This window comes from Arthrobacter sp. 10T44 (genome assembly GCF_056393885.1).
The window spans coordinates 366,156-392,325 of the sequence record NZ_JBFTGT010000004.1 but is presented as its reverse complement, the minus strand read 5'-3'; the positions used below and the strand labels follow the sequence as shown (position 1 = coordinate 392,325).

23 protein-coding genes are annotated in these 26,170 nt (G+C 68.8%); 14 read left to right on the top strand and 9 right to left on the bottom strand.

The genetic code is table 11. From position 1 onward, the window contains the following. The 6 genes from AC1DBL_RS09780 to AC1DBL_RS09755 all read right to left on the bottom strand — a co-directional run bounded on the left by AC1DBL_RS09780 (position 1) and on the right by AC1DBL_RS09755 (position 5,085). Complete coding sequence (locus tag AC1DBL_RS09780) at positions 1–585, bottom strand: glucose-6-phosphate isomerase family protein (protein WP_441418060.1); 585 nt, start codon at positions 583–585, stop codon at positions 1–3. 125 nt (positions 586–710) lie between these two features. Continuing rightward, positions 711–1,547 (bottom strand): GntR family transcriptional regulator, encoded by an 837-nt coding sequence (locus tag AC1DBL_RS09775; protein ID WP_476926012.1) that lies wholly within the window; start codon positions 1,545–1,547, stop codon positions 711–713. Between the two features lie 83 nt (positions 1,548–1,630). Further along, positions 1,631–2,482, bottom strand: a complete 852-nt coding sequence (locus tag AC1DBL_RS09770; RefSeq protein ID WP_441418058.1) for an amidohydrolase family protein — start codon at positions 2,480–2,482, stop codon at positions 1,631–1,633. Then, the gene (locus tag AC1DBL_RS09765) at positions 2,479–3,435 is read right to left on the bottom strand and encodes an aldo/keto reductase (RefSeq protein ID WP_441418057.1); all 957 of its coding nucleotides are present in this window, start codon (positions 3,433–3,435) and stop codon (positions 2,479–2,481) included. The genes AC1DBL_RS09770 and AC1DBL_RS09765 overlap by 4 nt, the downstream gene beginning before the upstream one ends. Further along, positions 3,432–3,761 (bottom strand): L-rhamnose mutarotase, encoded by a 330-nt coding sequence (locus AC1DBL_RS09760; protein WP_476926011.1) that lies wholly within the window; start codon positions 3,759–3,761, stop codon positions 3,432–3,434. The genes AC1DBL_RS09765 and AC1DBL_RS09760 overlap by 4 nt, the downstream gene beginning before the upstream one ends. A gap of 4 nt (positions 3,762–3,765) precedes the next feature. After that, positions 3,766–5,085 carry an enolase C-terminal domain-like protein gene (locus AC1DBL_RS09755; RefSeq protein ID WP_476926010.1) on the bottom strand — a complete coding sequence of 440 codons (1,320 nt, stop codon included), beginning with the start codon at positions 5,083–5,085 and terminating at the stop codon, positions 3,766–3,768. Positions 5,086–5,278: 193 nt separating this feature from the next. On the opposite strand from AC1DBL_RS09755, the gene AC1DBL_RS09750 reads away from it, so the two are divergent. The 13 genes from AC1DBL_RS09750 (at position 5,279) to AC1DBL_RS09690 (ending at position 22,380) form a co-directional block, all read left to right on the top strand. Next, positions 5,279–6,139, top strand: a complete 861-nt coding sequence (locus AC1DBL_RS09750) for a fumarylacetoacetate hydrolase family protein (protein ID WP_476892964.1) — start codon at positions 5,279–5,281, stop codon at positions 6,137–6,139. Positions 6,140–6,226: 87 nt separating this feature from the next. Next, complete coding sequence (locus AC1DBL_RS09745; RefSeq protein WP_441418053.1) at positions 6,227–6,982, top strand: SDR family NAD(P)-dependent oxidoreductase; 756 nt, start codon at positions 6,227–6,229, stop codon at positions 6,980–6,982. Next, positions 6,979–8,511 (top strand): FGGY-family carbohydrate kinase, encoded by a 1,533-nt coding sequence (locus AC1DBL_RS09740; protein ID WP_441418052.1) that lies wholly within the window; start codon positions 6,979–6,981, stop codon positions 8,509–8,511. The genes AC1DBL_RS09745 and AC1DBL_RS09740 overlap by 4 nt, the downstream gene beginning before the upstream one ends. Continuing rightward, on the top strand, positions 8,508–10,142 hold the full coding sequence (locus AC1DBL_RS09735; protein ID WP_441418051.1) for a fucose isomerase: 1,635 nt from the start codon (positions 8,508–8,510) through the stop codon (positions 10,140–10,142). The genes AC1DBL_RS09740 and AC1DBL_RS09735 overlap by 4 nt, the downstream gene beginning before the upstream one ends. A 231-nt stretch (positions 10,143–10,373) precedes the next feature. Then, the gene (locus AC1DBL_RS09730; protein ID WP_476892962.1) at positions 10,374–11,747 is read left to right on the top strand and encodes an NAD-dependent succinate-semialdehyde dehydrogenase; all 1,374 of its coding nucleotides are present in this window, start codon (positions 10,374–10,376) and stop codon (positions 11,745–11,747) included. 129 nt (positions 11,748–11,876) lie between these two features. Continuing rightward, positions 11,877–12,467 (top strand): hypothetical protein, encoded by a 591-nt coding sequence (locus tag AC1DBL_RS09725; protein WP_476926009.1) that lies wholly within the window; start codon positions 11,877–11,879, stop codon positions 12,465–12,467. Positions 12,468–12,584: 117 nt separating this feature from the next. Next, entirely contained in the window at positions 12,585–13,400 is an 816-nt protein-coding gene (locus tag AC1DBL_RS09720; RefSeq protein WP_441418179.1) for a hypothetical protein, read from the top strand. Further along, on the top strand, positions 13,384–14,133 hold the full coding sequence (locus AC1DBL_RS09715; protein WP_476917252.1) for a LamB/YcsF family protein: 750 nt from the start codon (positions 13,384–13,386) through the stop codon (positions 14,131–14,133). Before AC1DBL_RS09720 ends, AC1DBL_RS09715 begins: the two co-directional genes overlap by 17 nt. 99 nt (positions 14,134–14,232) lie before the next feature. Beyond that, on the top strand, positions 14,233–17,943 hold the full coding sequence (locus AC1DBL_RS09710; RefSeq protein ID WP_476926008.1) for a nitrate reductase subunit alpha: 3,711 nt from the start codon (positions 14,233–14,235) through the stop codon (positions 17,941–17,943). After that, positions 17,943–19,637, top strand: a complete 1,695-nt coding sequence (narH, locus tag AC1DBL_RS09705; protein ID WP_476926007.1) for a nitrate reductase subunit beta — start codon at positions 17,943–17,945, stop codon at positions 19,635–19,637. The genes AC1DBL_RS09710 and narH overlap by 1 nt, the downstream gene beginning before the upstream one ends. Then, positions 19,634–20,254: a nitrate reductase molybdenum cofactor assembly chaperone gene (gene narJ, locus AC1DBL_RS09700; RefSeq protein WP_441418045.1), complete on the top strand. Its 621-nt coding sequence runs from the start codon at positions 19,634–19,636 to the stop codon at positions 20,252–20,254. The genes narH and narJ overlap by 4 nt, the downstream gene beginning before the upstream one ends. Positions 20,255–20,256: 2 nt before the next feature. Beyond that, positions 20,257–21,090, top strand: coding sequence for a respiratory nitrate reductase subunit gamma (gene narI, locus AC1DBL_RS09695; protein WP_476908910.1), 834 nt, complete (start codon positions 20,257–20,259; stop codon positions 21,088–21,090). A 66-nt stretch (positions 21,091–21,156) separates the two neighbouring features. Further along, positions 21,157–22,380 carry an MFS transporter gene (locus AC1DBL_RS09690; protein WP_476908911.1) on the top strand — a complete coding sequence of 408 codons (1,224 nt, stop codon included), beginning with the start codon at positions 21,157–21,159 and terminating at the stop codon, positions 22,378–22,380. 33 nt (positions 22,381–22,413) lie between these two features. Here AC1DBL_RS09690 and AC1DBL_RS09685 read toward each other — a convergent pair whose 3' ends face one another. Both AC1DBL_RS09685 and AC1DBL_RS09680 read right to left on the bottom strand, forming a co-directional pair. Further along, the gene (locus tag AC1DBL_RS09685) at positions 22,414–22,953 is read right to left on the bottom strand and encodes a GNAT family N-acetyltransferase (protein ID WP_476926006.1); all 540 of its coding nucleotides are present in this window, start codon (positions 22,951–22,953) and stop codon (positions 22,414–22,416) included. 5 nt (positions 22,954–22,958) lie between these two features. Next, on the bottom strand, positions 22,959–24,269 hold the full coding sequence (locus tag AC1DBL_RS09680; protein WP_476926005.1) for a DUF445 domain-containing protein: 1,311 nt from the start codon (positions 24,267–24,269) through the stop codon (positions 22,959–22,961). Positions 24,270–24,319: 50 nt separating this feature from the next. Between AC1DBL_RS09680 and AC1DBL_RS09675 the strand changes: the two genes are divergently transcribed. Continuing rightward, positions 24,320–25,207 (top strand): glycerophosphodiester phosphodiesterase, encoded by an 888-nt coding sequence (locus AC1DBL_RS09675; protein ID WP_476926004.1) that lies wholly within the window; start codon positions 24,320–24,322, stop codon positions 25,205–25,207. A 24-nt stretch (positions 25,208–25,231) separates the two neighbouring features. Here the strand turns inward: AC1DBL_RS09675 and AC1DBL_RS09670 are convergent, their stop codons facing one another. Further along, the gene (locus AC1DBL_RS09670; protein ID WP_476926003.1) at positions 25,232–26,119 is read right to left on the bottom strand and encodes a helix-turn-helix transcriptional regulator; all 888 of its coding nucleotides are present in this window, start codon (positions 26,117–26,119) and stop codon (positions 25,232–25,234) included. Positions 26,120–26,170: the final 51 nt, after the last annotated feature.

Genomic DNA, 26,170 nt, shown 5'->3' with positions numbered 1-26,170 from the left:
TTAGGCCTGTGCTGCGAAGAAGGGTGCGAACTCGTGGCCGGAGTCCGCGGAGTAGACGCGCTGGCCCATGCCGTGTTCAAGGACCCAGCCGTAGTCGTGGCCCGCGCAGCCCGGGTAGACCGCGAGGAACTTGTAGGGCTCGGAGCCCACGTTGATACTGCGGTGCGCCCAGCCCGGCGGAATGTAGCCGATCACGCCGGGGGCCATGTCAACCCAGGAAGTGTTCTCGCCGTCGAACATCAGCAGCCCGCCCTGCCCGGAGATGCCCAGGTAGATTTCGCCCTGGTGGTTCGGGTGCTGGTGTCCCTTGGTCATCCAGAACTCCCCGGCGGTGGTGCCGGGCTGGATCGTGGTGATGGACTGCGGGAGTTCCCGGTCCGCTTCCGGCACCGGCGTGGAAACCACCGAGTAGACCACGGGGTTGCCGTTGGCGACGGCCTCGTTCCAAGCGTCCTTGTCCGCGAACAGGCCTTCAAGGTCCGACATGCGGCGTTCCAGCGTCGGGCCTTGCGGCGACAGAGTGCCGGCCTGCGCGTCGAAGCGGATGGTCATGGGCGGAACGGGGGGAGTGATGAATTCGCTCACGGGCAGAAGTCTCCTGAGGATCAGCAAATGGTCCGTTGCCGAAGCGGCAACCTGTAATTACAGGTTACATGCCCAGTGGGTCCTTGGGAATCGTCAGGAGGCGCGGGCCTGCCCGGCCCGGGCGTTCAGCCGGTGGTGACCCGGTGGAAGCCAGCCGTGCCGGAGCCCGCCGAGGCGGCGTCAATGACCACCTCAAAACGGCTCTGGTCTCCGCGGTGGTGGGCCACGAAGAATTCCAGCGGCCGGTCCGCCGCGTCGTAGACGATGCTCCGCAGCTGCATCAGCGGGGCGCCCTTCACTATGCCCAGCGCCTCGGCCTGCGTCTTGTTTGCCACCGTGGCCTCGACCGAGCGAATGCCGTGGTGCGCCCGGATGCCCTTGCTGGCCAGCAAGGCGTACAGCGACTGGTTGCGGAGGTCGGCCCCAAGCACGATCTCGGCCATGTCGCCGGGAAGGTAGGTGGTGGTGAGGGACCAGGGGGAATCCTCAACGTAGCGGAGCCGCTCAAGGGCGACGACGGGTTCGCCCGCTGGGATCCGGAGCGCCTCGGCCACCGTGTCGTCGGCCGGGACCAGCTCCTGGCGGCGGACATCGCTGTAGACGCTGCCGCCTCGGGATTCCACGTCCGCGTAAAGGCCGCGCAGGGTATGGACCAGGCTTTCGGAGACCTTGCGGGGGGCCACGAAGGTGCCCTTGCCCTTGACCCGTTCGATCACGCCGTCGTGTTCGAGCTGCCCGAGCGCCTGCCGGACCACGGTGCGGGAAACCCCGTACAGTTCGCACATCCCGTGCTCGCCAGGGAGACGGTATCCCGGTGCCAGCTTGCGGGTTGTGATTTCCAGGATCAGCTGGTCGCACAGCTGTTTGTACATCGGCAGCGATGCGTCCTTGACCATCTTGGCCGGGGAGGCGTCGCTCGGCACCGCGGTGTGCGCGGGGGCTGCGGCTGGGGGGTTTGTCATGGGAAGCGCCATTCTGTGCATCCGGCGTCGGCACGCCTGAAGAACATCTTAGACCGGGCGCCACAGGCCCCGGGCGGGAAAGATCAGGCTACCGTGCCGCGGCGATATACCCGCCGCGCCGTGGCGGCGAGGACGTTGTCCTGTTCGGCGGGGCTGAGCGTTTCGATCAGTTCCTTCAGCACCTGCCAGGTCTGCTGATAGCCGCCGGAGAGGACCGACACGGGCCAGTCGCCGCCGTACATGAGCCGTTCCGCACCGAACAGCTCGAGGGACTCGTGGAACACCGGCGCCAAGGCGGAAGCGTTATATTCTGCACCGGGAATATGAAGTCCGGAGAGCTTCGCCACCGTGTTGGGGCGGCCCGCACACGCGGTCAGTTCGCGGCGCCATCGCGCCATCGCGTCCGGGTCGGTGAGCGGCGGTTTGCCCAGGTGGTCCACGACGACGGTGAGCTCCGGCAGTGCCCCGGCCAGGTCGGCCGCGGCCCCCAGATGGCGCGGGAATGCGTCGGGGACGTCGAAGGGCAGGCCGGCCGCGGCGAGCAGGGAGAGCGATTCGCGGACCGGGGCTAGAGCGAGGAAGCCGTCCCGCGGGTCGTCGTGGACCAGGTGCCGGACCCCGCAGAACTTGTCCGATTCCAGCCACTGGTCCAGCTGGGCCCCGGCGCGGGCGGGCGAGTCCAGCTGGATCCAGCCGACCACCCCGCGGATCCACGGCTCGGCATCCGCCGTTTCCAGCAGGAACCCGGTGTCCTCCAGCGTGTCGTCCGCCTGGACGAGGATCGCCTCCGCCACGCCGGCCGCATCGAGCTCAGTACGGGCCTGCGCGGCGGTGAAGGTCCGCTTCAGCTCCGGCACCGAATCCAGCCAGCCATACCGGCTGCGGCCCAGGCACCACAGGTGCAGGTGCGAGTCCACCGTGGGCAGCCCGCTCACCGGGGAATCAGCCCCTCCGCTTCGAGCGCGTCCCAAAGGTCCCGGGGGAGCGCCCGGTCCATGCCGGCGATGTTGGCACTGATCTGCTCCGCGCCCCGCGCCCCGATGACCACATTGCACACGGCCGGGTGCCGCAGTGGGTACTGGATGGCGGCGTCGGGCAGGTCCACCCCGAACGAGGCGCAGACGGCGGCAAGCCGCCGTGCCCGGGCCAGCAGCTCTTGCGGCGCCGGTCCGTAGTTGTAATGGGCATCCGCCGGGACTTCAGCCGTGGCCAGGATGCCCGAGTTGAACACTCCGGCGGCGACGACGCCGACGCCGCGTTCGACGCATCGGGGCAGCAGCCCGGTCAGGGCGGGCTGCTCGAGCAAGGTGAAGCGGCCGGCGAGCATGACCAGGTCCAGTTCGGCGCGGTCGACGAGCGTGTGCAGGGCCTCCGCGGAGTTGGATCCCACCCCGATGGCCCGGACGAGGCCCTCGGCCTTCAACCGCTGCAGGGCCGGCAGGGCCTCACTGAGAGCGGCGTCCATGTCGTAGGCATCAGGGTCGTGCAGGTAGAGGATGTCCACCCGGGAGATGCCCATGCGGTCCAGGGAGTCCTCCAGGCTTTGCCGGATGCCGCGCTCGGTGAAGTCCCACCGCCGGGTGCTCCGGGCCGGGACGGCGAAGCCCTCGGTGTCCGGTTCGCCGGGCCGGAAGGCCGGATTGGGCTCCAGCAGGCGGCCGGCTTTGGTGGAGATGACGTAGTCCTCCCGGGGGCAGGTGCGGAGGAAGTCGCCGAGCCGCCGTTCCGAGAGCCCGAGTCCATAGTGCGGCGCCGTATCGAAATAGCGGATCCCGCCAAGCCAGGCGGCCTCCAGGGTGCGGCGGGCGTCGTCGTCATCCATGCTCGAATACAGGTTCCCGAGAGCGGCGGCGCCGTAGCCCAGCCGGCCGAGGGGCAGTTGCGTCATTGCCGTGCAAGCTCCCACACCATCGGGATGCCGCGGTCCTCGCCCGAATAGTCGTCCTCGACCTCGAGGAGCTCGGCCATTTCCGCCTGCCAGGGGACGTTCGCAGGGTGCTCGGCCAGGAACTTGCGCATGGTGGCGTAGTCCTCGACCTCCACGACGTGGAAAAGTTCGCGTCCGCTGCGCCAGATCCGCCAGCTGTGGACGCCGATCCCGCGCATGGCGTCCGCGAGCTCGGTGGGAATCCGCGCATGGATCCGGTCGTAGTCGGCCTCGCGGCCGGGCTTGAGCCGGGTGTGCAGGGCGATGCGTTCCGGGGTTGTGCTCATCGGATTAGCCTGCCACAGCTTCAGCCGGAGCGGACCACGCCGGACCGGCCGGGAAGGAGAACTCAGCGAGCGAGTGCGCTTTCATTTCGCTGCCGCCGCCCGGGGCGGCCGGGGGCCAGTAGCGCCCGCCATGGACGTCGACCGGGACGACGAAGTGCTCATGGAGGTGGTCGACGAATTCGATCATCCTGCCCTCGAGTTGCCCGGAAACTGCCACGTAGTCGAACATCGAGAGGTGCTGGACGGCTTCGCAGAGGCCTACGCCGCCGGCGTGCGGGCAGACCCGGACCCCGAACTTGGCCGCGAGGAGCAGGATGGCGATGTTTTCGTTCACGCCGGCAACTCGCGCCGCGTCGAGCTGCAGCACCTCGAGGGATCCGGCCTGCAGCATCTGCTTGAACACCACCCGGTTCTGGACATGCTCCCCGGTCGCCACCGGAATCGGGGCGATGGCGCGGGCGATCGCGGCATGGGCCAGGATGTCGTCCGGGCTCGTCGGTTCCTCCACCCAGGCGAGGTCGGGGTCGCCGAGGCCGCGGATCCATTCGATGGCCTCCGTGGTGTCCCAGCGCTGGTTCGCGTCCACGGCGATCTTGATGCCCGGTCCGCAGGCGTCCCGGGCGACGCGCAAACGCCGGACGTCATCCGCCAGGTTGGCGCCAACCTTGAGCTTGACCAGCGGGAAGCCGTCCGCGACGGCCTCGCGGCACAGCCGGGAGAGCTTGGCATCGTCGTAGCCGAGCCAGCCCGGGGTGGTGGTGTACGCCGGATAGCCGGCGCGGAGCAGCTCGGACTCTCGACCCGGACGGCCGGTTTCTGCGCCCCGCAGGATAGCGAGGGCCTCTTCCGGGGTGAGGGCGTCGCTGAGGTAGCGGAAGTCCACCAGGTCAACCAGCTCTTCGGGCGACAGCCGGGACAGCAGCTGCCACAGCGGCAACCCGGCGCGTTTTGCCTTCAAGTCCCACAGGGCGTTGATGGCCGCCCCGATGGCCATGTGCATGATCCCCTTCTCCGGCCCCAGCCAGCGCAGCTGCGAGTCGTGCACCATGGAGCGCCAGGTACCGCCCATGTCATCGAGCAGCTCCTCGGCGTTCCGGTCCTGGAGATAGGGGACGAGGGCTGTCAGGGCGCTGGCCACCACTTCGGTGCCGCGCCCGATAGTGAAGACGAAGCCGTGGCCTTCAAGGTCGTCGCCGGCGTCGGTGCCGATCACCAGATAGGCCGCCGAGTAGTCCGGGTCGGGATTCATGGCATCCGAGCCGTCCAGGGACGACGACGTCGGAAAGCGGACGTCACTGACCGTGACGGCGGTGATGGTACTCACGTGGGAACTCCTCATGCTCCGGGCATCCCCGGAATCTCGCGTCGCCCGGTCGGGCGGTGAATTCGACAGTAAACATCCGATGTATGGCTTGTCAACGACGGTGTGGTCTGTATTGTGGTGTGCGACACCTTTCCGCGCGGCCGGTCCGGCCGCCGGGTTAGCGGCGGGCAGAGTTGCCCGATTTGGAGGAAGTGTGAAGTTGGTTCGCTTGGGCCCCGCTGGTGCGGAACGCCCCGCCGTGATTGCTGCAAATGGCGCAGGTACGGAAAAGACATATGATCTATCTCCCCTGACTTCGGACATCACCGGCGAGTTCCTTGCCGGCGGGGGAATTGCCGCCACGCGGAACGCCCTGGAGCGCGGAGAGCTTGAGCCGCTGGATCCCGCCGGCCTCCGGGTCGGCGCTCCGATCACCCGTCCGTCCGCGGTCATCTGCGTGGGTATGAACTACGCCGCGCATGCCGCCGAATCCGGGGCGCTGCCGCCCGAGGTTCCCATTATCTTCCTCAAGACGCCCAACACAGTCGCTGGCCCGGATGATGCGGCGTTCATCCCGCGCAATTCCACCAAGACCGACTGGGAGGTCGAACTCGGGGTGGTGATCGGCCGGCGCGCCAGCTACCTCGGCTCGCCGGCCGACTCTGCCGCGCACATCGCGGGCTATCTGGTTGCCAACGATCTGTCCGAGCGTGCCTTCCAGATCGAGGAGTCCGGCGGCCAGTGGTCCAAGGGCAAGTGTTCGCCCGGGTTCTCCCCGCTCGGGCCGTGGCTCGTGCCCGCCGACGAGGTCGATCCGGGCAGGCTCCGGCTCCGCAGCTGGGTCAACGGCGAGCCCCGCCAGGATTCCAGCACGGCTGACATGGTCTTCCCGGTCGACTTCCTGATCCACCACCTGAGCCAGTACCTCACCCTCGAGCCCGGCGACGTGGTCCTCACCGGCACCCCGCAGGGCGTGGCGCTCTCCGGCAAGTTCCCGTACCTCAAAGCCGGTGACGTCGTCGAGGTCGAGATCGAGGGCCTGGGCCGGCAGCGGCAGGTCTTCGCGCAGTCCTGAACAGCCGCCGCGCCAGCCTGCCTCACCGGGCCTGACCGGCCCGGCAGGCGGCGAGCAAGCAATTAAATGTCTTTGGAAAGGACAAGCATGACAACGGAGATGGATGGGCTGGTCGCGATTGTGACCGGAGGTGCTTCCGGCATCGGCGCCGCGGCAGCCGCCCGGCTCGCCGCCGCCGGAGCCTCGGTGGCGGTCCTGGACCTGAACCCGGAGGACGCCGCGAAGGGGCACTTCGCGGTGCGCTGCGACGTGGCCGACGACGCCTCCGTGGTCGCGGCAGTCCAGGGGGTCGCCGAACACTTTGGCCGGATCGACGTCGTCGTCAACAACGCCGGGATCGGCGCCCAAGGCACGATCGCGGACAACGACGACGATGAATGGCACCGCGTCCTCGACATCAACGTGCTCGGCATGGTGCGGGTCAGCCGGGCCGCACTGCCGCATCTGCGGCGCTCGCCGGCCGCCGCGATCGTCAACACGTGTTCCATCGCGGCCACGGCGGGTCTGCCGCAGCGGGCGCTGTACGGTGCCAGCAAAGGCGCGGTCCTGTCCCTGACGCTGGCCATGGCCGCGGACCATATCCGCGAAGGCATCAGGGTCAACTGCGTGAACCCGGGCACCGCTGACACCCCATGGATCGGCCGCCTGATGGCCCAAAGCGACGATCCGCAGGCCGAACGCGCCGCCCTCAACGCCCGCCAGCCCCACGGCCGGCTGGTCACCGCGGACGAGGTGGCGGCCGCCATCACCTACCTCGCATCACCGGCCGCCGGCTCCACCACCGGAACCTCCTTGGCGGTCGACGGCGGCATGCAGGGCCTGCGCCTGAGGCCGGCACAGTGACGGATCAGCCGGTCCGGGCGGTGCTCGGCGTCGACATCGGCACCAGCAGCAGCAAGGGCGTCGTCGTGGACCTGGAGGGCAAGGTGCTCCGTTCCGCCGCGCGCAGCCACGAGGTAAGCCGGCCCCGGCCGGGCTGGGCCGAGATGGACGGGGACCTGTGGTGGGAGGAATTCGCCGCGATCAGCCGCGAACTGCTGGCCGGCCGGGGCGCGGACGAACAAATCGTCGCCGTCGGCGTCAGCGGCATGGGCCCCTGCGTCCTCGTCACGGACCAGGACGGCACCCCGCTGCGCCCGGCGATCCTTTACGGCATCGACTCCCGGGCCACCGAGCAGATCGAGTCCCTCACCGCTGAGTTGGGCGGCGACGAGCTCATTATGGAGCGCTGCGGCTCCGTGCTGTCCACCCAGGCCGTCGGGCCCAAGCTGGCGTGGCTGGCCCGGCACGAGCCGGACACTTTCGCCAGGAGCCGCCGGCTTTTTATGCCCTCCTCCTGGCTGGCCTACCAGCTCACCGGCGCGTACGTGCTGGACCACCACTCCGCCAGCCAGTGCACGCCGTTGTACGACACCCGGACGCTGGAATGGTATCCGCCCTTCGCGAGCAAGATCGCTCCCGGGCTGGAACTTCCGCCGCTGCTCTGGCCCGGCGACACCGCCGGGTACGTCAGCGCGGAGGCCGCCGTCGCCACCGGGCTTCCGGCCGGAGTCCCGGTGATTGCCGGAACCATCGACGCCTGGAGCGAAGCCGTCAGCGTGGACAGCCAGAACAATGGCGACCTGATGCTGATGTACGGCACCACCATGTTCCTGGTCAACACCGTCCCGGACCGGGTCACCTCACCCCAGCTGTGGGGGACGGTCGGCGCGTTCGAGGGAACCCGCAACCTGGCCGGCGGGATGGCCACCTCCGGGGCGGTCACGTCCTGGCTCAAGGAACTGTTCGGCTCCCTCGACTTCCCGGAACTGCTGGAGCTGGCCGCCGCCTCGGGCCCCGGCGCCCGTGGACTCCTGATGCTGCCCTACTTCGCCGGCGAACGGACCCCGGTGGCGGATCCGCAAGCCCGCGGCATCATTGCCGGGCTGACCCTCTCGCACACCCGCGGCGACCTGTACCGCGCCGCCCTGGAGGCCACGGCACTGGGCGTCCGGCACAACATCGAGTCCATGGAGCTGGCCGGCGGAAACATCCGGCGCATCGTGGCCGTCGGCGGCGGAACCCAGGGTGAGCTGTGGACCCAGATCGTTTCCGACGTGACCGGGCAGCCGCAGCTCATTCCGAGCCAGACCATCGGCGCCAGCTACGGCGCCGCGTATCTGGCCGCGGGCACGGTTGCCGAGGTCCGGATCAGCGAGTGGAATCCGCCCGCCCGGACCGTCCACCCCAACCCTGCCGTGAGCGCGGACTATGAGGAGCTGTACGACCTCTACTTACGCCTTTACCCGGCCACCCAGGACATTGCCCACGCCCTCGCCGGACGCGAGGAACGTCTGAGCCCCCAAAACCTTGAAAGGGAAACCACACCATGAGCAGTTACACCTTCCCGTCCATCACGGAAACCCCCGACGCCGAGGCCAACACGGTCTACACCATCAGCAGCGGCGACCTGCGGCTCGCTGCCAACACCAAGTGCTGGCCCACCCAGCAGCAGCTCGAAGGGCACTTCGCGGCCGCCGTGGAGTCCCTCGGCTACCAGGTGGTCCGCGCGCACGGCGTCAACCCCGACACCGGGCATGGCTTCATCGACAGCCAGCGCATGGGTATGGAAGTTTTCAAGAACATTCCGCCGACGGCGCCGGTGGTGGTTGTCGAGGCCGTCTGGCAGTACAGCCACCACGTCCTGGCCGGCCTGCGCACGCACCGCGGCCCGATCCTGGTCGTGGCGAACTGGGCGGGCGACTTCCCGGGGCTGGTGGGCCTGCTTAACCTCACCGGAAGCCTGACCAAGGCCAAGGTCGACTACTCCGCGCTGTGGAGCGAGGACTTCACCGACGAATGGGCGGTGGGCAAGCTCAAATCCTGGCTCACCTCCGGCAGCATCACCCACGACACGAGCCACGTCCGCGAACTGCCGCCGCTGGCGGATACGGAGGAGGTCCGGCTGGGACGCGCCCTGGCGCAGCAGCTGATGGCCGACAAGGCCATCATCGGCGTCTTCGACGAGGGTTGCATGGGCATGTACAACGCCATCATCGACGACGAAATGCTCAACCCGCTGGGCATCTACAAGGAGCGGCTCTCGCAGAGCGCCCTCGTGGCCGAGATGCTGAAGGTCCCGGACGCAGAGGCCGACGCGGTGAAGAGCTGGCTCGACGACGCCGGCCTGACCTTCCACTTCGGCACCGACCCTGCGACGGAGCTGACCCCCGACCAGGTCCACAGCCAGCTCAAGATGTACATTGCCGCGCTGCGCATCTCGGACGATTACGGCGTCGACGCCGTCGGCATCCAGTACCAGCAGGGCCTCAAGGACACCGTCCCGGCGTCCGACCTGGCCGAAGGCCTGCTCAACAACGTCCAGCGCCCGCCCGTCTACTCCCGCGACGGCGGCCGGGAACTGTTCGCCGGAAAGGCGCTGCCGCACTTCAACGAGGTGGACGAGGGGGTCGCCGTCGACGCCCTCATCACCAACCGGATTTGGACCGCGATGGGGCTCGATCCTGCCACCACGCTGCACGACGTGCGCTGGGGTGCCGACTACGACGGCGAGTTCGTCTGGGTCTTCGAGATCTCCGGCTCCGTGCCGGCCTCCCACAATGGCGGCTACGACAAGTCGTACTCCATGCGACAGCCCGAGATGTTCTTTCCGCTGGGAGGCGGCACCCTCAGCGGTGTCTCCAAGCCGGGGGAGATCGTCTGGTCGCGGGTCTTCATCATGGACGACCGGCTGCACGTGGACCTGGGCCGCGGCCACGTCGTCGAGCTTCCGGCGGAGGAGACCCAACGCCGGCTGGACGCGACCGACCCGCAGTGGCCGATCATGCACGCCGTCCTCGACGGCGTCAGCCGAGATCAGCTGATGGCCCGCCACAAGGCCAACCACGCCCAGGTGGTCTACGCCCCGGACGCCGCCACGGCGGACAAGGCGCTGGAAGCCAAGGCCGCATTCTTTGCCGAGCTAGGGGTGCAGGTCCACCTCTGCGGCGACGTGGCACTCTAGGGGACAGGTGGCGGCGGCTGGCCGTCCCTGAGGTCTGGGGACGGCAACGGCCGCGGCTGGATGGAATACTCCCGGGGACACCTCGGTTGGCGCCTAAGGGACTTGGCCCGCCTTTGCAGGCAGGCCGGCCCCGCGCAATGGGCGGGAACCGCCGTCGACGCCGTATCCGGCGCCAACGGCGGTCCGCGTCCGAACCGGCTCTAACCAGCCAGAAACGGAGATGGTGGACCAATGACTGCCTACAAGACAGTGAACCCCGCGACCGGAGAAACTCTGAAGGAATTCCCGCTCGCTACCGCGGGCGAGGTGGAAGAGGCGCTCGCAGCCGCGCAGCAGGCGTTCCAGGCCTGGCGCGCCGCCCCTGTCGAGGCCCGCGCCAAGGTGATCGCCCGCGTCGCAGAACTGTACCGGGAACGCCAGGACGAGCTCGCCCGGCTGATCAGCACCGAGATGGGCAAGCCCCTGGCACAGGCCCGCGGCGAAGTGCAGCTCGTGGCCGATATTTACGACTACTACGCCGCGGAAGGCCCGGGCTTCCTCAAGGACGAGCCGCTGGAGGTCAAGGGCGGCGGCTCCGCCGTCGTCCGTTCGGCTCCGGTCGGACCCCTGCTCGGCATCATGCCGTGGAACTACCCGTACTACCAGGTGGCGCGCTTCGCGGCGCCGAACCTGGTCCTGGGCAACACGATCCTGCTCAAGCATGCCGGCAGCTGCCCGCAGTCTGCCCTCGCGATCGAGGAAATCTTCAAGGATGCCGGACTCCCGCAGGGCGCCTACACCAACCTCTTCCTCAGCAACGAACAGGTCGCCGAGGTCATCGCCGACAGCCGGATCCAGGGCGTCTCCCTGACCGGCAGCGAGCGGGCCGGTTCGGCCGTGGCCGAAGTGGCCGGCCGGAACCTGAAGAAGTACGTGCTGGAACTCGGCGGCAGCGACCCCTTCATCGTGCTGGATTCCGATGACCTCGACGCCACCGTCAAGGCCGCCGTGGGCGGCCGGATGGGCAACGCCGGGCAGGCCTGCACCGCCTCGAAGCGGTTCATCGTGCTCGAGGACCTCTACGAGCCCTTCGTGGAAAAGTTCACCGCCCGGATGGCCGGGATCAAGCCCGGGGACCCGCTGCTGGAGGACACCAAGTTCGGTCCGCTCTCCTCGCAGAGCGCCGCGGACGGCCTGATCGAACAGATCCAGGACGCCGTGGACAAGGGCGCCACGCTCCGCACCGGCGGCCACCTCGTGGACGGCCCGGGTGCCTTCGTGGAGCCCACCGTGCTCACCGACGTCACGCCGGAGATGCGCGCCTTCTCCGAGGAGCTGTTCGGCCCGGCCGCGGTCATCTACAAGGTGGCCAGCGCCGAGGAAGCAATCGAACTCGCCAACGGGTCCCCGTACGGGCTCGGCGGCTCGGTCTTCAGCGCCGACCCGCGCAAGGCCCAGGACCTCGCGGACCGGCTGGACACCGGCATGGTCTTCATCAACTCGGTGGCCGTAACGCAGGCGGACCTGCCGTTCGGCGGCGTCAAGCGCTCCGGCGTCGGGCGTGAGCTGGGTCGGTTCGGCATGGACGAATTCGTGAACAAGAAACTGATCCGCACCCCGCGCTAAGCGGGAGCGCCCCGGGCGGGAACGCTTCAGTGGGGACCGCTTCAGACGGGAAACCCAGCCAGGACACGGCTGCGGCCGGAGGTGAAGACCTTCCGGCCGCAGCCGTTGCCGTCCCGTTAGGCTCCTCACATGGAGAAAACGGCCACCGCAGCGGCGCGGCGCAGCCTGGCATTCGTGGGAATCAACGCGGGCCTGGCGCTGCACCCGGCGGACTCCCGGGGCGCCCAGGTCCCGGGCGAGCCGGCCAGCTGCTTCGCCACGTTCTGGCAGGCCGACTGGTCACGCTGGGGTGCCGGGAGTGCCCTGCTGGTTGCGACCCTGCAGGGCTGGCGCAGCTACGGCACCAATGAGGCCCTCGCGAAAACCCTGGCCACCGAACTTACCCGCTATTTCCCGGAAGCGTCCCGCTTCCCGCTGACCGGGATCGGGCACACCCACGACGAGTTCACGGTGGAAGTGGACCCGGCGACCGGGTTCCGCGCAACCGGCCACAAGGCGGAGCTGGCAATCAGCGGCATCCTGGACCGAAGGCAGTTCACCGCCCCCAACTTCCAGCTCGGCGAGGGCAGCGCCGCGCTGAGCAACGTTTATCTGCCCTGCAGCACCGGTCGGCTCGCGGAATTCGGGGTGGAGTGGCCGGGCACGCCGGCGGTCTATCCCGGTCCGCTGGGACCGTCCTCCTCGGCGTTCATCGCCTTGGCCGAATCCTGGGTGCTCTAGCGTCCCTGCCCGGCGGCGGCACCGGCCCGGGGCTGCGCAAGAGCGGCCAGGCGGCACGTGGCCTAGTGTTAAGGCTGGACGATGTTCAGCACACTTACGGTTCACGGAGAGGCGATGATGGCCAAGCGCAGCAACCCGGCAATGAGAATTGCCCAAAAGACCGCCCACAGCGCAATGTTCGACGCCGACGGCAAGCCCAAGCCCGGCGTCCACAACATGCTCCTGCGCGCGGTGGAAATCCAGCGGCCGCTGGTTCTGGCGAACCTGCGCCGGCTGCAGCGGAAGCACCCGAACGCCACCGCGGCGCAGCTCGCCGCCATCCTGGAACGCAACTACCTGACCGCCGTTACCGGCGGCGGTGCCCTCGTCGGCGGCTCGGCCGTTATCCCCGGCGTCGGCACCGTGGCCGCGCTGGGTCTCTCCGCCGCCGCGACCGTCGGATTCCTGGAGGCTACCGCGCTGTTCGCCACCTCGCTGGCGGAACTGCACGGGGTGCGAATGGTCGACCCGGAGAGGGCCAGCACGTTGGTCATGGCCATCATGCTCGGCGAAGAAGGCACCGCCCTGCTGAGCTCGCTGAGCGGCCACGCCGCCGGGCAGGGCAAGGGGCCAACCCAGGCCTGGGGCACGCTCTTCGCACGCAGGGCGCCGATGATCGGCTTCGGGTCGGTGCGAGAGCGGATCCAGCGGGCCTTCCTGCGGAACCTGCTCAAGCGCCAGGGCACCGCTCTGCTGGGCCGCGCGCTGCCCTTCGGCATCGGCGCCGTGGTGGGCGGCGTCGGCAACCGGATGATGGGACGCGCCGTCGTCGAAAATGCCAAGGAGGCCTTCGGCCCGATGCCGGTGACCATCCCCGGCGAGCTGAAGCCCGGCGCCGGTACCGCGGAAGCCGGCCCGGACCTGGAAGGCGGAACCCGTGGATCTGAACGCTGACCTCGGGGAGTCCTTCGGCTCCTGGACGATGGGCGATGACGCGGCGATGTTCCCGCTCGTCACCAGCGCCAGCGTGGCCTGCGGTCTGCACGCCGGGGACCCCGTCACCATGCTGGACACCTGCCGCGCGGCCTACGAACTCGACGTCAGGGTCGGCGCCCACCTGGGCTATCCCGACCTGGCCGGCTTCGGGCTCCGCGCCATGGACATGAGCTTCGACGACTTGTTCGGCGCGGTTCTCTACCAGCTCGGCGCGCTCGACGGCGTGGCCCATGCGGTGGGCGCCTCGGTGGACTACGTCAAGGTGCACGGCGGCCTCTACGACCGCACGATGCACGACGACGAACAGGCCTCCGCCGTGGTCGCCGCCATCCAGGCCTACGATCCGGGGCTTCCGATCTTGGGCCTGGAGGGTTCGGCCTTGCTCAGGATTGCCCGTGAGGCCGGCAATCCCGTGTTCCACGAGGCTTTCGCCGACCGCGCCTACCTCCCGGATGGCTCGCTGGTGCCGCGGCTGGAGGAGGAATCGGTGATCGAGGACCCGGACGAGATCGTCGAGCGCGCGCTCCGGCTGGCCCTCAAGGGCGAAGTCCTGGCGGTCGACGGAACCGTCGTCACGCTCACACCGCATTCGCTGTGCCTGCACGGTGACACCCCCGGCTCGGTGCAGGTGGCCGCCGCCGTCCGCGCCGCGCTGGAGAAGGCCGGCGTCGAACTCGAGTCGTTCGCCTGAGTCCCGTTTCGCAGTCCGCGCTGAGACTAAAGTGGCGGTTGTGACACTAGTGCCGTAGGGCCCTATCGGGGGAGCAGGGTGCCCCATAGCTTTGGGGGCATGACTGCCGGAGGCCCCGCGGGGTTGGATGGACCCGCCTCGGACGCAATGTTGAAGCTTGGCCGCTTTTTCACGAAATGGGACCAGACCGAGGACGGCAGGGCGGTGTTCCGGGAAGGCGGCCGCAAGGGCGACATCTTCTACCGGGACCGCTGGAGCCACGACAAGGTGGTCCGCTCCACCCACGGGGTGAACTGCACCGGCTCCTGCTCCTGGAAGGTGTACGTCAAGGACGGCATCATCACCTGGGAATCCCAGCAGACCGACTACCCTTCGGTGGGCCCTGACAGTCCCGAATACGAGCCGCGCGGCTGCCCGCGCGGAGCCGCCTTCTCCTGGTACACCTACTCGCCCACCCGGGTCCGCTTTCCCTACGCCCGGGGTGTGCTGGTGGAGATGTACCGCGAGGCCAAGGCCCGGCTGGGCGACCCGGTGCTCGCCTTCGCCGACGTCGTGGGGGACCCGGAGCGGCGCCGCCGCTACCAGCAGGCCCGCGGCAAGGGCGGCCTGGTCCGTGTCTCCTGGCAGGAAGCGATCGAGATCGCGGCCGCCGCGCACGTCAACACGATCAAGAACTACGGGCCGGACCGCTGCGCCGGTTTCTCCCCGATCCCCGCCATGTCGATGGTCTCGCATGCCGTCGGCACCCGTTTCATCCAGCTCATCGGCGGGGTGATGACGTCCTTTTACGACTGGTACGCCGACCTGCCGGTGGCCAGCCCGCAGGTTTTCGGCGACCAGACCGACGTCCCGGAATCCGGCGACTGGTGGGACGCGCGCTACCTGATGATGTGGGGCTCCAACGTCCCCGTGACCCGGACCCCGGATGCGCACTGGATGGCCGAGGTGCGGTACCGCGGAACCAAGGTGGTCACGGTCAGCCCGGACTACGCGGACAACACGAAGTTTGCCGACGAATGGCTGCCCGCCCAGGCCGGCACCGACGCCGCCCTGGCGATGGCGATGGGGCACGTCATGCTCAGGGAGTTCTTCGTTGAGCGCGACGTGCCGTTCTTCTCCGATTATGTCCGGCAGTACACCGACCTGCCGTTCCTCGTCCGGCTGGAACGGCGCGACGACGGCACCCTCACCCCGTCCAAGTTCCTCACCGCCAGGGACCTCAAAGCCGAGTCGTTGGCTGAGGACGCGGCGTTCCGGACCGTGCTGTTCGACAAGAAGACCGGCCTGCCCGTTGTCCCTAACGGCTCGATGGGGTTCCGCTATTCCGGCAGCGGCGAGGGCAAATGGAACCTGGACCTCGAGGGCATCGAGCCGGCGCTGTCGCTGCGGGAGGTCTCCGCTGAAAACGCCGAGATCCTGCTGCCATGCTTCGAGGACGCCGGCGGCGAGGGCAGCGTGCTCCGACGCGGCGTGCCCGTCCTCGAGGTGGAGGGCCAGTTGGTCACCACCGTGTTCGACCTGATGCTGGCCCAGTACGGCGTGGGCCGCGAGGGTCTGCCGGGGGACTGGGCGGCCGGCTACGACGACGCCGCGACGCCCTACACCCCGGCCTGGCAGGAGGAGATCACCTCCGTCCCGGCGCAGGCCTGCATCCGGGTGGCCCGGGAGTTCGCCCGCAACGCGGAGCAGTCCAAGGGCCGGTCCATGATCATCATGGGCGCCGGCATCTGCCAGTGGTTCCACGGCGACACCACCTACCGGGCCGTGCTGGCCCTGGTCATGCTGACCGGCTGCATGGGCCGCAACGGCGGCGGCTGGGCGCACTACGTGGGCCAGGAGAAGACCCGCCCCGCCACCGGCTGGGTGTCGCTGGCGAACGCGCTGGACTGGTCCCGGCCGCCGCGGACCATGATCGGCACCGGCTACTGGTACATGCACACGGACCAGTGGCGGCAGGACGGCTACTCCGCCGACGCGCTGAAGTCTCCGCTGTCCACCGGAGCCCTGGATGGCATGCACACCGCGGACGCGATGGCCCAGTCCGCGCGACTCGGCTGGATGCCGTTCTACCCGCAGTTCGACCGTAACCCGCTGGACATCGCGGACGAGGCGGAAGCCGCCGTCGCCGCCGGCACCGCGAAAGACACCCCGGGCTACATCGCCGACGCACTGAAAAACCGCACCCTGAACCCGGCGATCGAGGACGTGGACGCCCCGGAAAACTGGCCGCGGACCCTCGTGCTGTGGCGCTCCAACCTGTTCGGCTCCTCGGCCAAGGGCAACGAGTACTTCCTGCGCAACCTGCTGGGCACCCACAACAACGTGCTCGGCAAGGACCACGCGGAAGGCCTCAAGCCGCGGGACGTGAAATGGCACGAGCAGGCGCCGGAAGGAAAACTGGACCTGCTGGTCTCCGCGGACTTCCGGATGACCTCCACCACGCTGCTCTCCGACGTCGTGTTCCCGGCCGCCACCTGGTACGAGAAACACGACCTGTCCTCCACCGACATGCACCCCTTCGTGCACGCCTTCACCCCCGCGATCGACCCGCCGTGGGAGACCAAGACGGACTTCGACACCTTCCACCTGCTGGCCCAGGAGTTCTCCCGGCAGGCCAGGACGCACCTGGGCGTCCGCAAGGATCTGGTCAGTGTGCCGCTGCAGCACGACACCCCCGGCCAGCTCGCCCAGCCCGGCGGGATAGTCCGCGACTGGCGGGACGCCTCCATCCCCGCCGTGCCGGGACAGAACATGCCCATCTTCTCCGTGGTGGAACGCGACTACACCGCCATCGCGGACAAGCTGGCCGCCGTCGGTCCGCTGGCCGACAAACTGGGCTTCACAGTCAAAAACGTCACCTACAAACTCGCAGGGCCGTTGGAGCGGCTGAGCCGGTCCAACGGCGTGATGCTCGGCGGCGCCGCGGACGGCCGCCCCGCGATCGACACCGACGCGAAGATGGCCGAGGCCATCCTGGCCTTCTCCGGCACCACCAACGGCGCCCTGTCCGTGCAGGGCTTCAAGGACCTGGAAGTCCGCACCGGCCGGAAACTCGCGGACCTGTCCGAGGGGTCCGAGGAAAAGTTCATCACCTTCGCGCAGACCCAGGCCGGCCCGGTCCCGGTGATCACCTCGCCGGAATGGTCCGGCTCCGAGACCGGCGGCCGGCGCTACGCACCGTTCACCATCAACGTGGAGCGGCTCAAGCCGTGGCACACCCTGACCGGCCGGATGCACTTCTTCCTGGACCACGACTGGATGCTGGACATCGGTGAAGCGCTGCCGATCTACCGGCCGCCGCTGGACATGCACCGGCTCTTCGGCGAACCCAAACTCGGCCGGGACGGGTCCATGGAGGTGGTGGTCCGCTACCTGACGCCGCACTCGAAATGGTCCATCCACTCCGAATACCAGGACAACCTGCTGATGCTCTCGCTCTCCCGCGGCGGACCCACGGTCTGGATGAGCCCGGCCGACGCGGACGCCATCGAGGTCAAGGACAACGACTGGGTGGAGTGCGTGAACATCAACGGCGTCCTGGTGGCCCGCGCGATCGTCAGCCACCGGATGCCGGCCGGCGTCGTCTACGTCCACCACGCCCAGGAACGCACCATCGACGTGCCGAAGTCCGAGGCCACCGGGCGGCGCGGCGGTATCCACAACTCCGTGACCCGGCTGCTGGTCAAACCCTCGCACCTGATCGGCGGCTACGCCCAGCTGGCCTACGCGTTCAACTACCTTGGCCCCACCGGAAACCAGCGCGACATGGTGGCCACCGTCCGCCGTCGCTCCCAGGAGGTGCAGTACTGATGCGTGTCATGGCCCAAATGGGCATGGTCATGAACCTGGACAAATGCATCGGCTGCCACACCTGCTCCGTGACCTGCAAACAGGCGTGGACGAACCGTGCGGGCACCGAATACGTCTGGTTCAACAATGTCGAAACCCGCCCCGGGCAGGGGTATCCGCGCCGCTACGAGGACCAGGAGAGGTGGCACGGCGGCTGGGTGCTGAACAAACGCGGCAAGCTCGTGCTCAAGGCCGGTGGCCGGGTCAAGAAGCTCCTGGGGATCTTCGCCAGCCCGGTCCAGCCCGAGCTCAAGGACTACTACGAGCCGTGGACCTACGACTACAAGACCCTCGTGGACGCACCGCTGGGCGACGACTTCCCGGTGGCGCGGCCAAAGTCCCTGATCACCGGCGAGGACACCAAGATCACCTGGTCCGCGAACTGGGACGATGACCTGGGCGGCTCCACGGAGAACGGGCACCTGGATCCGATCGTGGAAAAGGTCCGGCGCGAATCCGAGGACAAGATCAAGTTCGCCTACGGGCAGACCTTCATGTTCTACCTGCCGCGGATCTGCGAGCACTGCCTGAACCCGTCCTGCATGGCCTCCTGCCCCTCCGGCGCGATCTACAAGCGGGTGGAGGACGGGATTGTGCTGGTGGACCAGGACAAGTGCCGCGGCTGGCGGCAATGCGTCACCGGCTGCCCGTACAAGAAAATCTACTTCAACCACAAGACCGGCAAGGCCGAGAAGTGCACCTTCTGCTACCCGCGGGTGGAGGTAGGACTCCCGACGGTCTGCTCGGAGACCTGCGTGGGCCGGCTGCGGTACCTGGGGCTGTTTTTGTACGACGCCGACGCCGTCACCGCGGCGGCCGCCGTGACGGACCCGCAGGAGCTCTACGACGCCCAGATGGACGTGCTGCTGGACCCCAGCGACCCCGCCGTGCAGGCCGAGGCGCGGGCCCAGGGCATCCCGGAAGACTGGATCGACGCGGCCCGGCGCTCGCCGGTCTACGCCCTGGCCAAGGTCTACAAGGTCGCCCTGCCGCTGCACCCCGAATACCGGACCATGCCGATGGTCTGGTACGTCCCGCCGCTCTCACCCGTGGTGGACCTGCTGCGGGACCAGGGCCACGACGGCGAGGACGCCGGCAACCTGTTCGGCGCCATCGACGCGCTGCGCATCCCGGTGGAATACCTCGCCGAACTCTTCACCGCCGGCGACGCGGACCGGGTCACCGCGGTGCTAAAGAAGCTCGCCGCGATGCGCTCCTTCATGCGGGGCATCAGCCTCGGCAACGACCCGGACGACTCCATCCCGGAAGCCGTGGGGATGGACAGCCAGACGATGTACGAGATGTACCGGCTGATGGCGATCGCGAAGTACGAGGAGCGCTACGTGATCCCCAAGGCACACGTGGAGCAGGCCCACGACCTCGAGGAAATGGGCTGCTCGCTGGATTTTGAGGGCGGCCCGGGCATGCAGGACTCCTCGCCGTTTGGCGAGGCCAGCGGCAGGCCCGTCCCGGTGGCGGTGGAGACCTTCAACGCCCTCCGGGACCGGCAAACCTCCGGCGCCGCACCCGGCGAAACGACGCTGCGCGGACGGGTGAACCTGCTGAACTGGGACGGCACGGGAGCGCCGGCCGGGCTGTTCCCGGACAAGCGGCCCGAACCGGGCACCCTGGCGGCGGCGGAGGACCAGCCGTGAGCCGCCGCGAACAGGTCGTCTACCTCGCCGCGGCCTGGTGCCTGTCCTACCCGGACGAGGAACTGATCGGGCGGGTGCCGCTGATGCGGGCCGCGCTGGCCGAGTTTCCCGGCGCCGGGGCGGACTTCGCCGAGGTGCTGGACCGGCTGGACGCCACCCCGCCGCTGGAGCTGCAGGCCCACTATGTGCGCGAGTTCGACCTCGGCAAGCGCCACGCCCTGCACCTGTCCTACTGGACCGACGGAGACACCCGGCGCCGCGGCGAAGTGCTGGGGAACTTCAAGAAGACCTACCGGCAAAGCGACATCCTGGTGGACACCCACGGTGAACTGCCCGACTACCTCCCGATGGTGCTGGAATACGCCGCACTGGTGGACCTGGCGGCCGGCCGCGAGCTGCTGAGCCGGTTCCGGGCCAGCCTGGAGATGCTGCGCTTTGGCCTGCTCCGGGACGACCTCCCACACGCCCGGATCCTGCGGGCCGTCTGCGCCACCCTGCCCGGGAAATCACCCGCGGATGAGCAGGCCGTGATGCGGATGGCCGGCTACGGGCCGCCCACCGAGGCGGTGGGCCTGGACCCGTATGATCCGCGACTGTTGCCCGTGAAGGGGGCCTGACCATGCTGGCAGTAGAGGCCGAGCCCGGATCCGCCGTCGAAATCTCCGCCCTGGACATCGTGCTCTGGGGCGTACTGCCCTACGTCATGGTCGTTGTGCTGGTGGGCGGCCTCATCTGGCGCTACAAGTACGACCAGTTCGGCTGGACCACGCGGTCCTCCCAGCTCTACGAATCCCGGCTGCTGCGGATCGCCTCGCCGTTGTTCCACTTCGGCCTGCTCGCCGTGATCGCGGGGCACTTCTTCGGCCTGGTCATTCCGATGGCGTGGACCCAGGCCGTGGGCATGAGCCAGGAGTTCTACCATTTCAACGCCCTCCTGGTTGGCGGCATCGCCGGGGTGGGGACCCTGGGCGGCATCATCCTGCTGATCTACCGGCGCCGCACCACCGGTCCGGTCTTCATGGCCACCACCAGGAACGACAAAACCATGTACGTCGTGCTCACCGGCGCGATCGTGTTCGGGCTCTGGACCACCCTGGCGAGCGTCTTCGAGGGCGAACACGGGCACAACTACCGCGAAACCGTGGCGCCGTGGTTCCGCTCGCTGTTCATCTTCCAACCCGACATCGCGGCGATGGCGGCGGCGCCCTTCTCCTTCCACCTGCACACCCTGGTGGGCATGGCGCTGTTCGTCATCTGGCCCTTCACCCGCCTGGTCCATGCGTTCACGGCGCCGTTCCACTATCTCTTCCGGCCGTACATCGTTTACCGCTCCCGCGACCGGGACCGGGACGGCAGCCGGGCCGGCGCGGCCGCCACGCGGTCCTCCGGCACCGCCGCCCGCCGCGGCTGGTCCGCCGTCGGAACCCGCGACCGGGACACCCGCAACCGCTGAGGTGCCGGCTATGCCGCAGCTTCCCGAAGCCTTCCCGAAGCCTTCCCGACCCGAAAGGAGACCTCCGTGGCCGGAGCAGTGACCCCGTCCGCAACCGCGCCGGCAGGCCAGACGCTCAACCTGGTGCTAGCCACCGCGGCCTCGGTGGCCGGTTTTTGGGCCTGGAATTCCGTGGCCACGCTCGGGGCCTTCTACACCCAGAACCTCCAGCTCAACCCCGCCACCACGGGCATCCTCGTCGCCATGCCGGTGTTCGTCGGCTCGCTGGGCAGGATCGTCGTCGGCGCCCTGACAGACAAGTACGGCGGCCGCGCCCTCTTCAGCTTCGTGCTGCTGGCGGCCATTGTCCCGATTCTGCTGGTGGCCGTCGGGGGCACCATCCGCTCCTTCGCGCTGGTGCTCGGCGCCGGGCTGCTGCTCGGGGTGGCCGGCACCGTGTTCGCCGTCGGCATCCCCTTCGTCAGCGCCTGGTACGAACCGTCACGGCGCGGCTTCGCCACCGGGGTGTTTGGTGCCGGGATGGGCGGCACCGCCCTGGCCGCGTTCCTGAACCCGCGGCTGGTCGCCTGGATCGGTTACTTTCCGACGCACCTGCTGATCGCCGGAGTCCTGGCCGTCATGGCCGCGCTGGTCTGGTTCCTGATGAAGGAGTCCCCGGCGTGGAGCCGCCAGGACGCGCCGGTCATGCCCAAGCTGCTCGACGCCGCAAAAACCCCGGTCACCTGGAAGATGTGTTTCCTTTACGCCGTCGTATTCGGCGGCTTCGTGTCCTTCGCGACCTACCTGCCGACGTACCTGCGGGACATCTACAGCTTCGACCCGAGCGCCGCCGGCGCGCGTACCGCCGGCTTCGCGCTGGCCGCCGTGCTGGCCCGGCCCATCGGGGGAGTGCTCGCGGACCGGTTCGGCCCCAAGCCCGTGGTGGTGGTCTCGCTCGCCGGCGTCGCCGTGCTCGCCTGGGTGGTGAACCTGCAGCCCGACGGCGATGTGCCCGCCGGCCTGACGTTCGTTGCGATGGCGGCCGCCCTTGGCCTGGGCACCGGCGGCGTCTTCGCCTGGGTCGGGGTGCTTGCCCCGGCCGGCAAGGTCGGGAGCATCAGCGGGGTGGTCAGCGCCGCCGGCGGCCTGGGCGGCTACTTCCCGCCGCTGGTGATGGGAGCCACCTACGACGCCGCGACCCGCAGCTACTCGATCGGGCTGATGCTGCTCGTGGTCACGGCGCTCGCGGCGCTGGCGTTCACGGTCTTCGCCATGCATGGCCGCGTCAAGGCCACAGTCGCGCACGCCTGACGGCCAAGCGGGCCGCCGAGCTGACCCGTGGGCTCAGAGCGTCTTCCGGGTGAAGAGGGAGTCGCCGTGCACGTCGTCCAGGTCCACCCGGCCGGTTTCGACGAAGCCAAGTTTGGCCAGGACGCGGCGTGACGGGGTGTTCCAATCGCGGACGGTGGCCCAAAGGCAGGGGTAACCGGATGCCTGCGCCTGCTGCAGGACGGCCCGGGAGGCCTCGGTCGCCAACCCCTGCCCCCAGACCCTTCGTAGGAACTCGAACGCGAGTTCCGGCTCCCCGTCCTGCCCATGCCGATTGGGAATCAGCCCGCAGTAGCCGATGACCTGCCCCGAACTTTTTTGCTCCGCCGCCAGCAGCCCCGGGAAGGGGAGCCCGTCGTCCCGACGGATCCCGTCGGCGATTTCCTCCAGCGTGGGGTGGCCGTCGGGACTGATGCGGCGATGCGGCGGGACACGGGGGTCGCGTTCGGTCCAGAGCTCGTGCTGGACCGCGGCGTCGGACACGCGCAATGGCCGCAGCAGCAACCGGCCGGTTTCGAAGGCGGCCTCCGGGCGGGGTGTCTGTGCCGGATCCATCCGGGTCAGCCGAAGACGAAGTGCGCGGCGGTAAAGATGGCCAGCCCGGCGAGGGCGCCCACGACGGTGCCGTTGATCCGGATGAACTGCAGGTCCTTGCCCACCTGGAGTTCGATCTTCTGCGAGGTCTCCTCGGCATCCCAGCGGGCCACGGTATCGGTGATCACGCCGGCAATGTCCGAGCGGTAGTTGTTCACCAGGTACCCGGCGGCGTCGCCGATCCAGGTGTTCACCTTGCCGGCCAGCTCGGGGTCGACCACCAGCCGGGTGCCGAAGTCGTGCACGGCGGCCTTGAACTTCACCGTCAGTTCGCTGTGCGGATCGTCGACGGCGGCCAGCAGTGCGGCCTTGACCGTGCCCCAGGTGCGGGAGGCGAGTTCGCGGACCTCCGGGTCGCCCAGCACCTGCGCTTTGACGCCCTCGGCGCGGGCGATCATGACCGGATCGTGCTGCAGGTCCTGGGCCAGTTCTTTGAGGTATTTGTCGATGGAGAGCCGGACCTGGTGTTGCGGATCGGCCTGCACGGCCCGGGTGAATTTCAGGATCTCCACGTAGACCTTGTCGCCTACGAGCCCGTCCACGAACGTAGGCACCCAGGTGGGGGAACGGTCCGTGACCAGCCGGTTGACCGTTTCGTGGTTGTCCCGCACCCAGTCCACCGTACGGTCCACGAGCAGGTCCACGAGAGCGTGGTGGTGGCCGTCGTCGAACACGCGCTGGGCGAGCCGGCCCACCGGCGGTCCCCACGGCGGAGCCAGCAGGTGCCGGCGGACCATGCCCTCGATGACGGCCTGGACGTCGTCGTCGTTCAGCACCGTGAAGGCGCCGCGGATCACGGCGGCACCTTCCTTGGCCACCCGCTCGGCTCCGCCGGGCCCGGACAGCCAGCCGCCGACCTTGCGCGCAATGTCAACGCTGGCCAGTTTCTCCTTCACCACCTGTTCGGAGAGGAAGTTGGTCTCCACGAATTCGCCCAGCGACGCCCCGATCTGGTCCTTGCGCCGCGGGATGATCGCGGTGTGCGGGATCTTCAAGCCCAGCGGGTACTTGAACAGGGCCGTCACCGCGAACCAGTCCGCGAGGGCGCCCACCATGCCGCCCTCGGCCGCTGCCCGGACGTACTCAAGCCACGGGTACTGCTTCTGCAGGGCGAAGGCGAGTACGAAAATGACGGCCATGCCGATCAGCAGCGACACCGCCAGCAGCTTCATCTTCCGCAGCGCCGCGGCCTTTTCTGCGTCCGCGGCGGAGAGTCGGTGTTCGACGCCGGCCGGGGGGACGGCGGGACGGGCGGGTCGTTCAGTGTTCACCTGCATGTGCCCAGCCTAGCCGCGCATCCGTAACCGACGTCCGCTAACGTGTCAGCATGACTACCGAGGAGTCCGCCGCCGCCCGCCCGCTGGTCTACGCCCACCGGGGCGCCAGCGGAGCCTTCGCCGAGCACACCCGTGCCGCCTATTTGCAGGCGATCGCCGATGGGGCCGACGGCGTCGAATGCGACATCCACCTGACCCGCGACCAGCACGCGGTGCTGCTGCACGACGCCAACCTGGACCGCGCCTCGGACGGCACCGGCCCGGTCGCGGACCACACCCTGGCGGAGCTGCGGCTGCTGGACTTCTGCTCCTGGAAGGGCGCCCGGATTCCCGAGGAGTACGGCGCCCGGTCCGAGCAGTTCCTGACCCTCCCCGAACTGCTCGACATCCTGCGCCTGGCCGGCCGCGAGATCGGCCTGGCGATCGAACTCAAGCACCCCAGCCCCTACCAGCTCAAGCTCGAGGACCGGGTCCTGGCTGTCCTCGAGTCCGAGGGCTGGGACCGGACCACCTCGATGCTGGACAACATCCGGGTCTCCTTCATGAGCTTCAGCCCCGACTCGGTGAAGCACCTGCTCCAGAGCGTGCCCGCCGCGGCCATCTGCCAGCTCGTGGACGACGTGAACGTGGAGGAAATCCGCGAAGAACTCGGCCTCGGGGCGATCACCGGCGGCGCCCTCGCCAACGTCATGAAAGCTGCGCAGACCGAGGGGGAGCGGATCCTGGACGACTGCGAGGTGGGCCTGGCCGGGCCCGGCATCGGCTACGTGCGCGGACACTCCCGCACCGTCCGGCGCTGGCTCGAATCGGGCCGCCGCTTCCGGGTCTGGACTGTGGACTCGGCAGACGATGTCGACCTGTGCCGTGAACTGGGCATCCACGAGATCACCACCAACCGGCCCGCCGAGGTCCGCGCCCAGCTGCTCGCCCCGCTCTAGGGCATTGCTGCGTGCCGGTGCCTGTCAGCTGGTGGTCCGGTGCTGTTCCGCGGGCGTGTCCTCGCTTGCACCCCAGCTTGCCAGGAGGCGGAGCCGTTCTGCAGAGGGGGAACCGGGCTCTGCGGTGTAGACCATCAGGACGAGACCAGCCTCTGCGGTGATGGCGAGTTCTTCGTAGGCCAGGGTAAGTTCACCGGCCACGGGATGAAGGAAGCGTTTAGTTCCGGAGCCATGGGTGCGTACGTTGTGCGCACCCCAGAGGGCACGGAAGGTCTCGCTTCGGGTCGAGAGTTCTCCGACGAGGTCCTGCATGGTGCGGTCGTGGGGGTCGCGGCCCGCCTCGGCACGCATGATGCCGACGCACATCTCGCTGAACAGCTCCCAGTCGGGGTAGAAGTCCCGGGAAGCGGGGTCGAGAAACTGGAACCGGGCGAGGTTCGGCAGGCGGCCGCCGTCTCCGATCAGCGGGGAGTAGAAGGCCCGCCCCAAGGCGTTGGTCGCCAGCAGGTTCTGGTACGGATCGCGGACGAAGGCGACGCCCTCGGTGATCGCTTCCAGGGCCCACTGCAGGCTCAGTCGCGCGCTGGCCTGGGTGGCGGCACGTTTCCGGGGCCTGCCGGAGACGGGAATGCCGTCTGCCGCCCGGGCGAGGTCGAAAAGGTGGGCACGTTCGGCGTCGTCGAGGCGGAGGGCGCGGGCAAGGGAATCGAGCACGGACGAGGACGCACCCGCGATCGAACCGCGCTCTAGCTTGGCGTAGTACTCCACGCTGACGTCGGCGAGGAGTGCCACCTCGCTGCGCCGCAGCCCAGCCACGCGCCGATTTCCGCCGGCTACGAGCCCGGCTTCTTCCGGGGTGAGGCGTGCGCGCCGCGACATCAGGAACTCACGCACTTCAGCCCGGTTATCCATGCTTCAAGGATAAATCGGTGCGATTGAACAAGGGGCGCCCTCCCGGTACAC

Excerpts from the sequence above, each read along its gene's own strand:
- AC1DBL_RS09685 (WP_476926006.1), bottom strand. The coding sequence starts at position 22,953 with ATGGATCCGGCACAGACACCCCGCCCGGAGGCCGCCTTCGAAACCGGC.
- AC1DBL_RS09765 (WP_441418057.1), bottom strand. The coding sequence starts at position 3,435 with ATGACGCAACTGCCCCTCGGCCGGCTGGGCTACGGCGCCGCCGCTCTC.
- AC1DBL_RS09710 (WP_476926008.1), top strand. The coding sequence starts at position 14,233 with ATGACTGCCGGAGGCCCCGCGGGGTTGGATGGACCCGCCTCGGACGCA.
- AC1DBL_RS09735 (WP_441418051.1), top strand. The coding sequence starts at position 8,508 with ATGAGCAGTTACACCTTCCCGTCCATCACGGAAACCCCCGACGCCGAG.
- AC1DBL_RS09680 (WP_476926005.1), bottom strand. The coding sequence starts at position 24,269 with ATGCAGGTGAACACTGAACGACCCGCCCGTCCCGCCGTCCCCCCGGCC.
- AC1DBL_RS09775 (WP_476926012.1), bottom strand. The coding sequence starts at position 1,547 with ATGACAAACCCCCCAGCCGCAGCCCCCGCGCACACCGCGGTGCCGAGC.
- AC1DBL_RS09675 (WP_476926004.1), top strand. The coding sequence starts at position 24,320 with ATGACTACCGAGGAGTCCGCCGCCGCCCGCCCGCTGGTCTACGCCCAC.
- AC1DBL_RS09760 (WP_476926011.1), bottom strand. The coding sequence starts at position 3,761 with ATGAGCACAACCCCGGAACGCATCGCCCTGCACACCCGGCTCAAGCCC.
- AC1DBL_RS09745 (WP_441418053.1), top strand. The coding sequence starts at position 6,227 with ATGACAACGGAGATGGATGGGCTGGTCGCGATTGTGACCGGAGGTGCT.
- AC1DBL_RS09720 (WP_441418179.1), top strand. The coding sequence starts at position 12,585 with ATGGCCAAGCGCAGCAACCCGGCAATGAGAATTGCCCAAAAGACCGCC.
- narH (WP_476926007.1), top strand. The coding sequence starts at position 17,943 with ATGCGTGTCATGGCCCAAATGGGCATGGTCATGAACCTGGACAAATGC.
- AC1DBL_RS09670 (WP_476926003.1), bottom strand. The coding sequence starts at position 26,119 with ATGGATAACCGGGCTGAAGTGCGTGAGTTCCTGATGTCGCGGCGCGCA.
- AC1DBL_RS09725 (WP_476926009.1), top strand. The coding sequence starts at position 11,877 with ATGGAGAAAACGGCCACCGCAGCGGCGCGGCGCAGCCTGGCATTCGTG.
- narI (WP_476908910.1), top strand. The coding sequence starts at position 20,257 with ATGCTGGCAGTAGAGGCCGAGCCCGGATCCGCCGTCGAAATCTCCGCC.
- AC1DBL_RS09730 (WP_476892962.1), top strand. The coding sequence starts at position 10,374 with ATGACTGCCTACAAGACAGTGAACCCCGCGACCGGAGAAACTCTGAAG.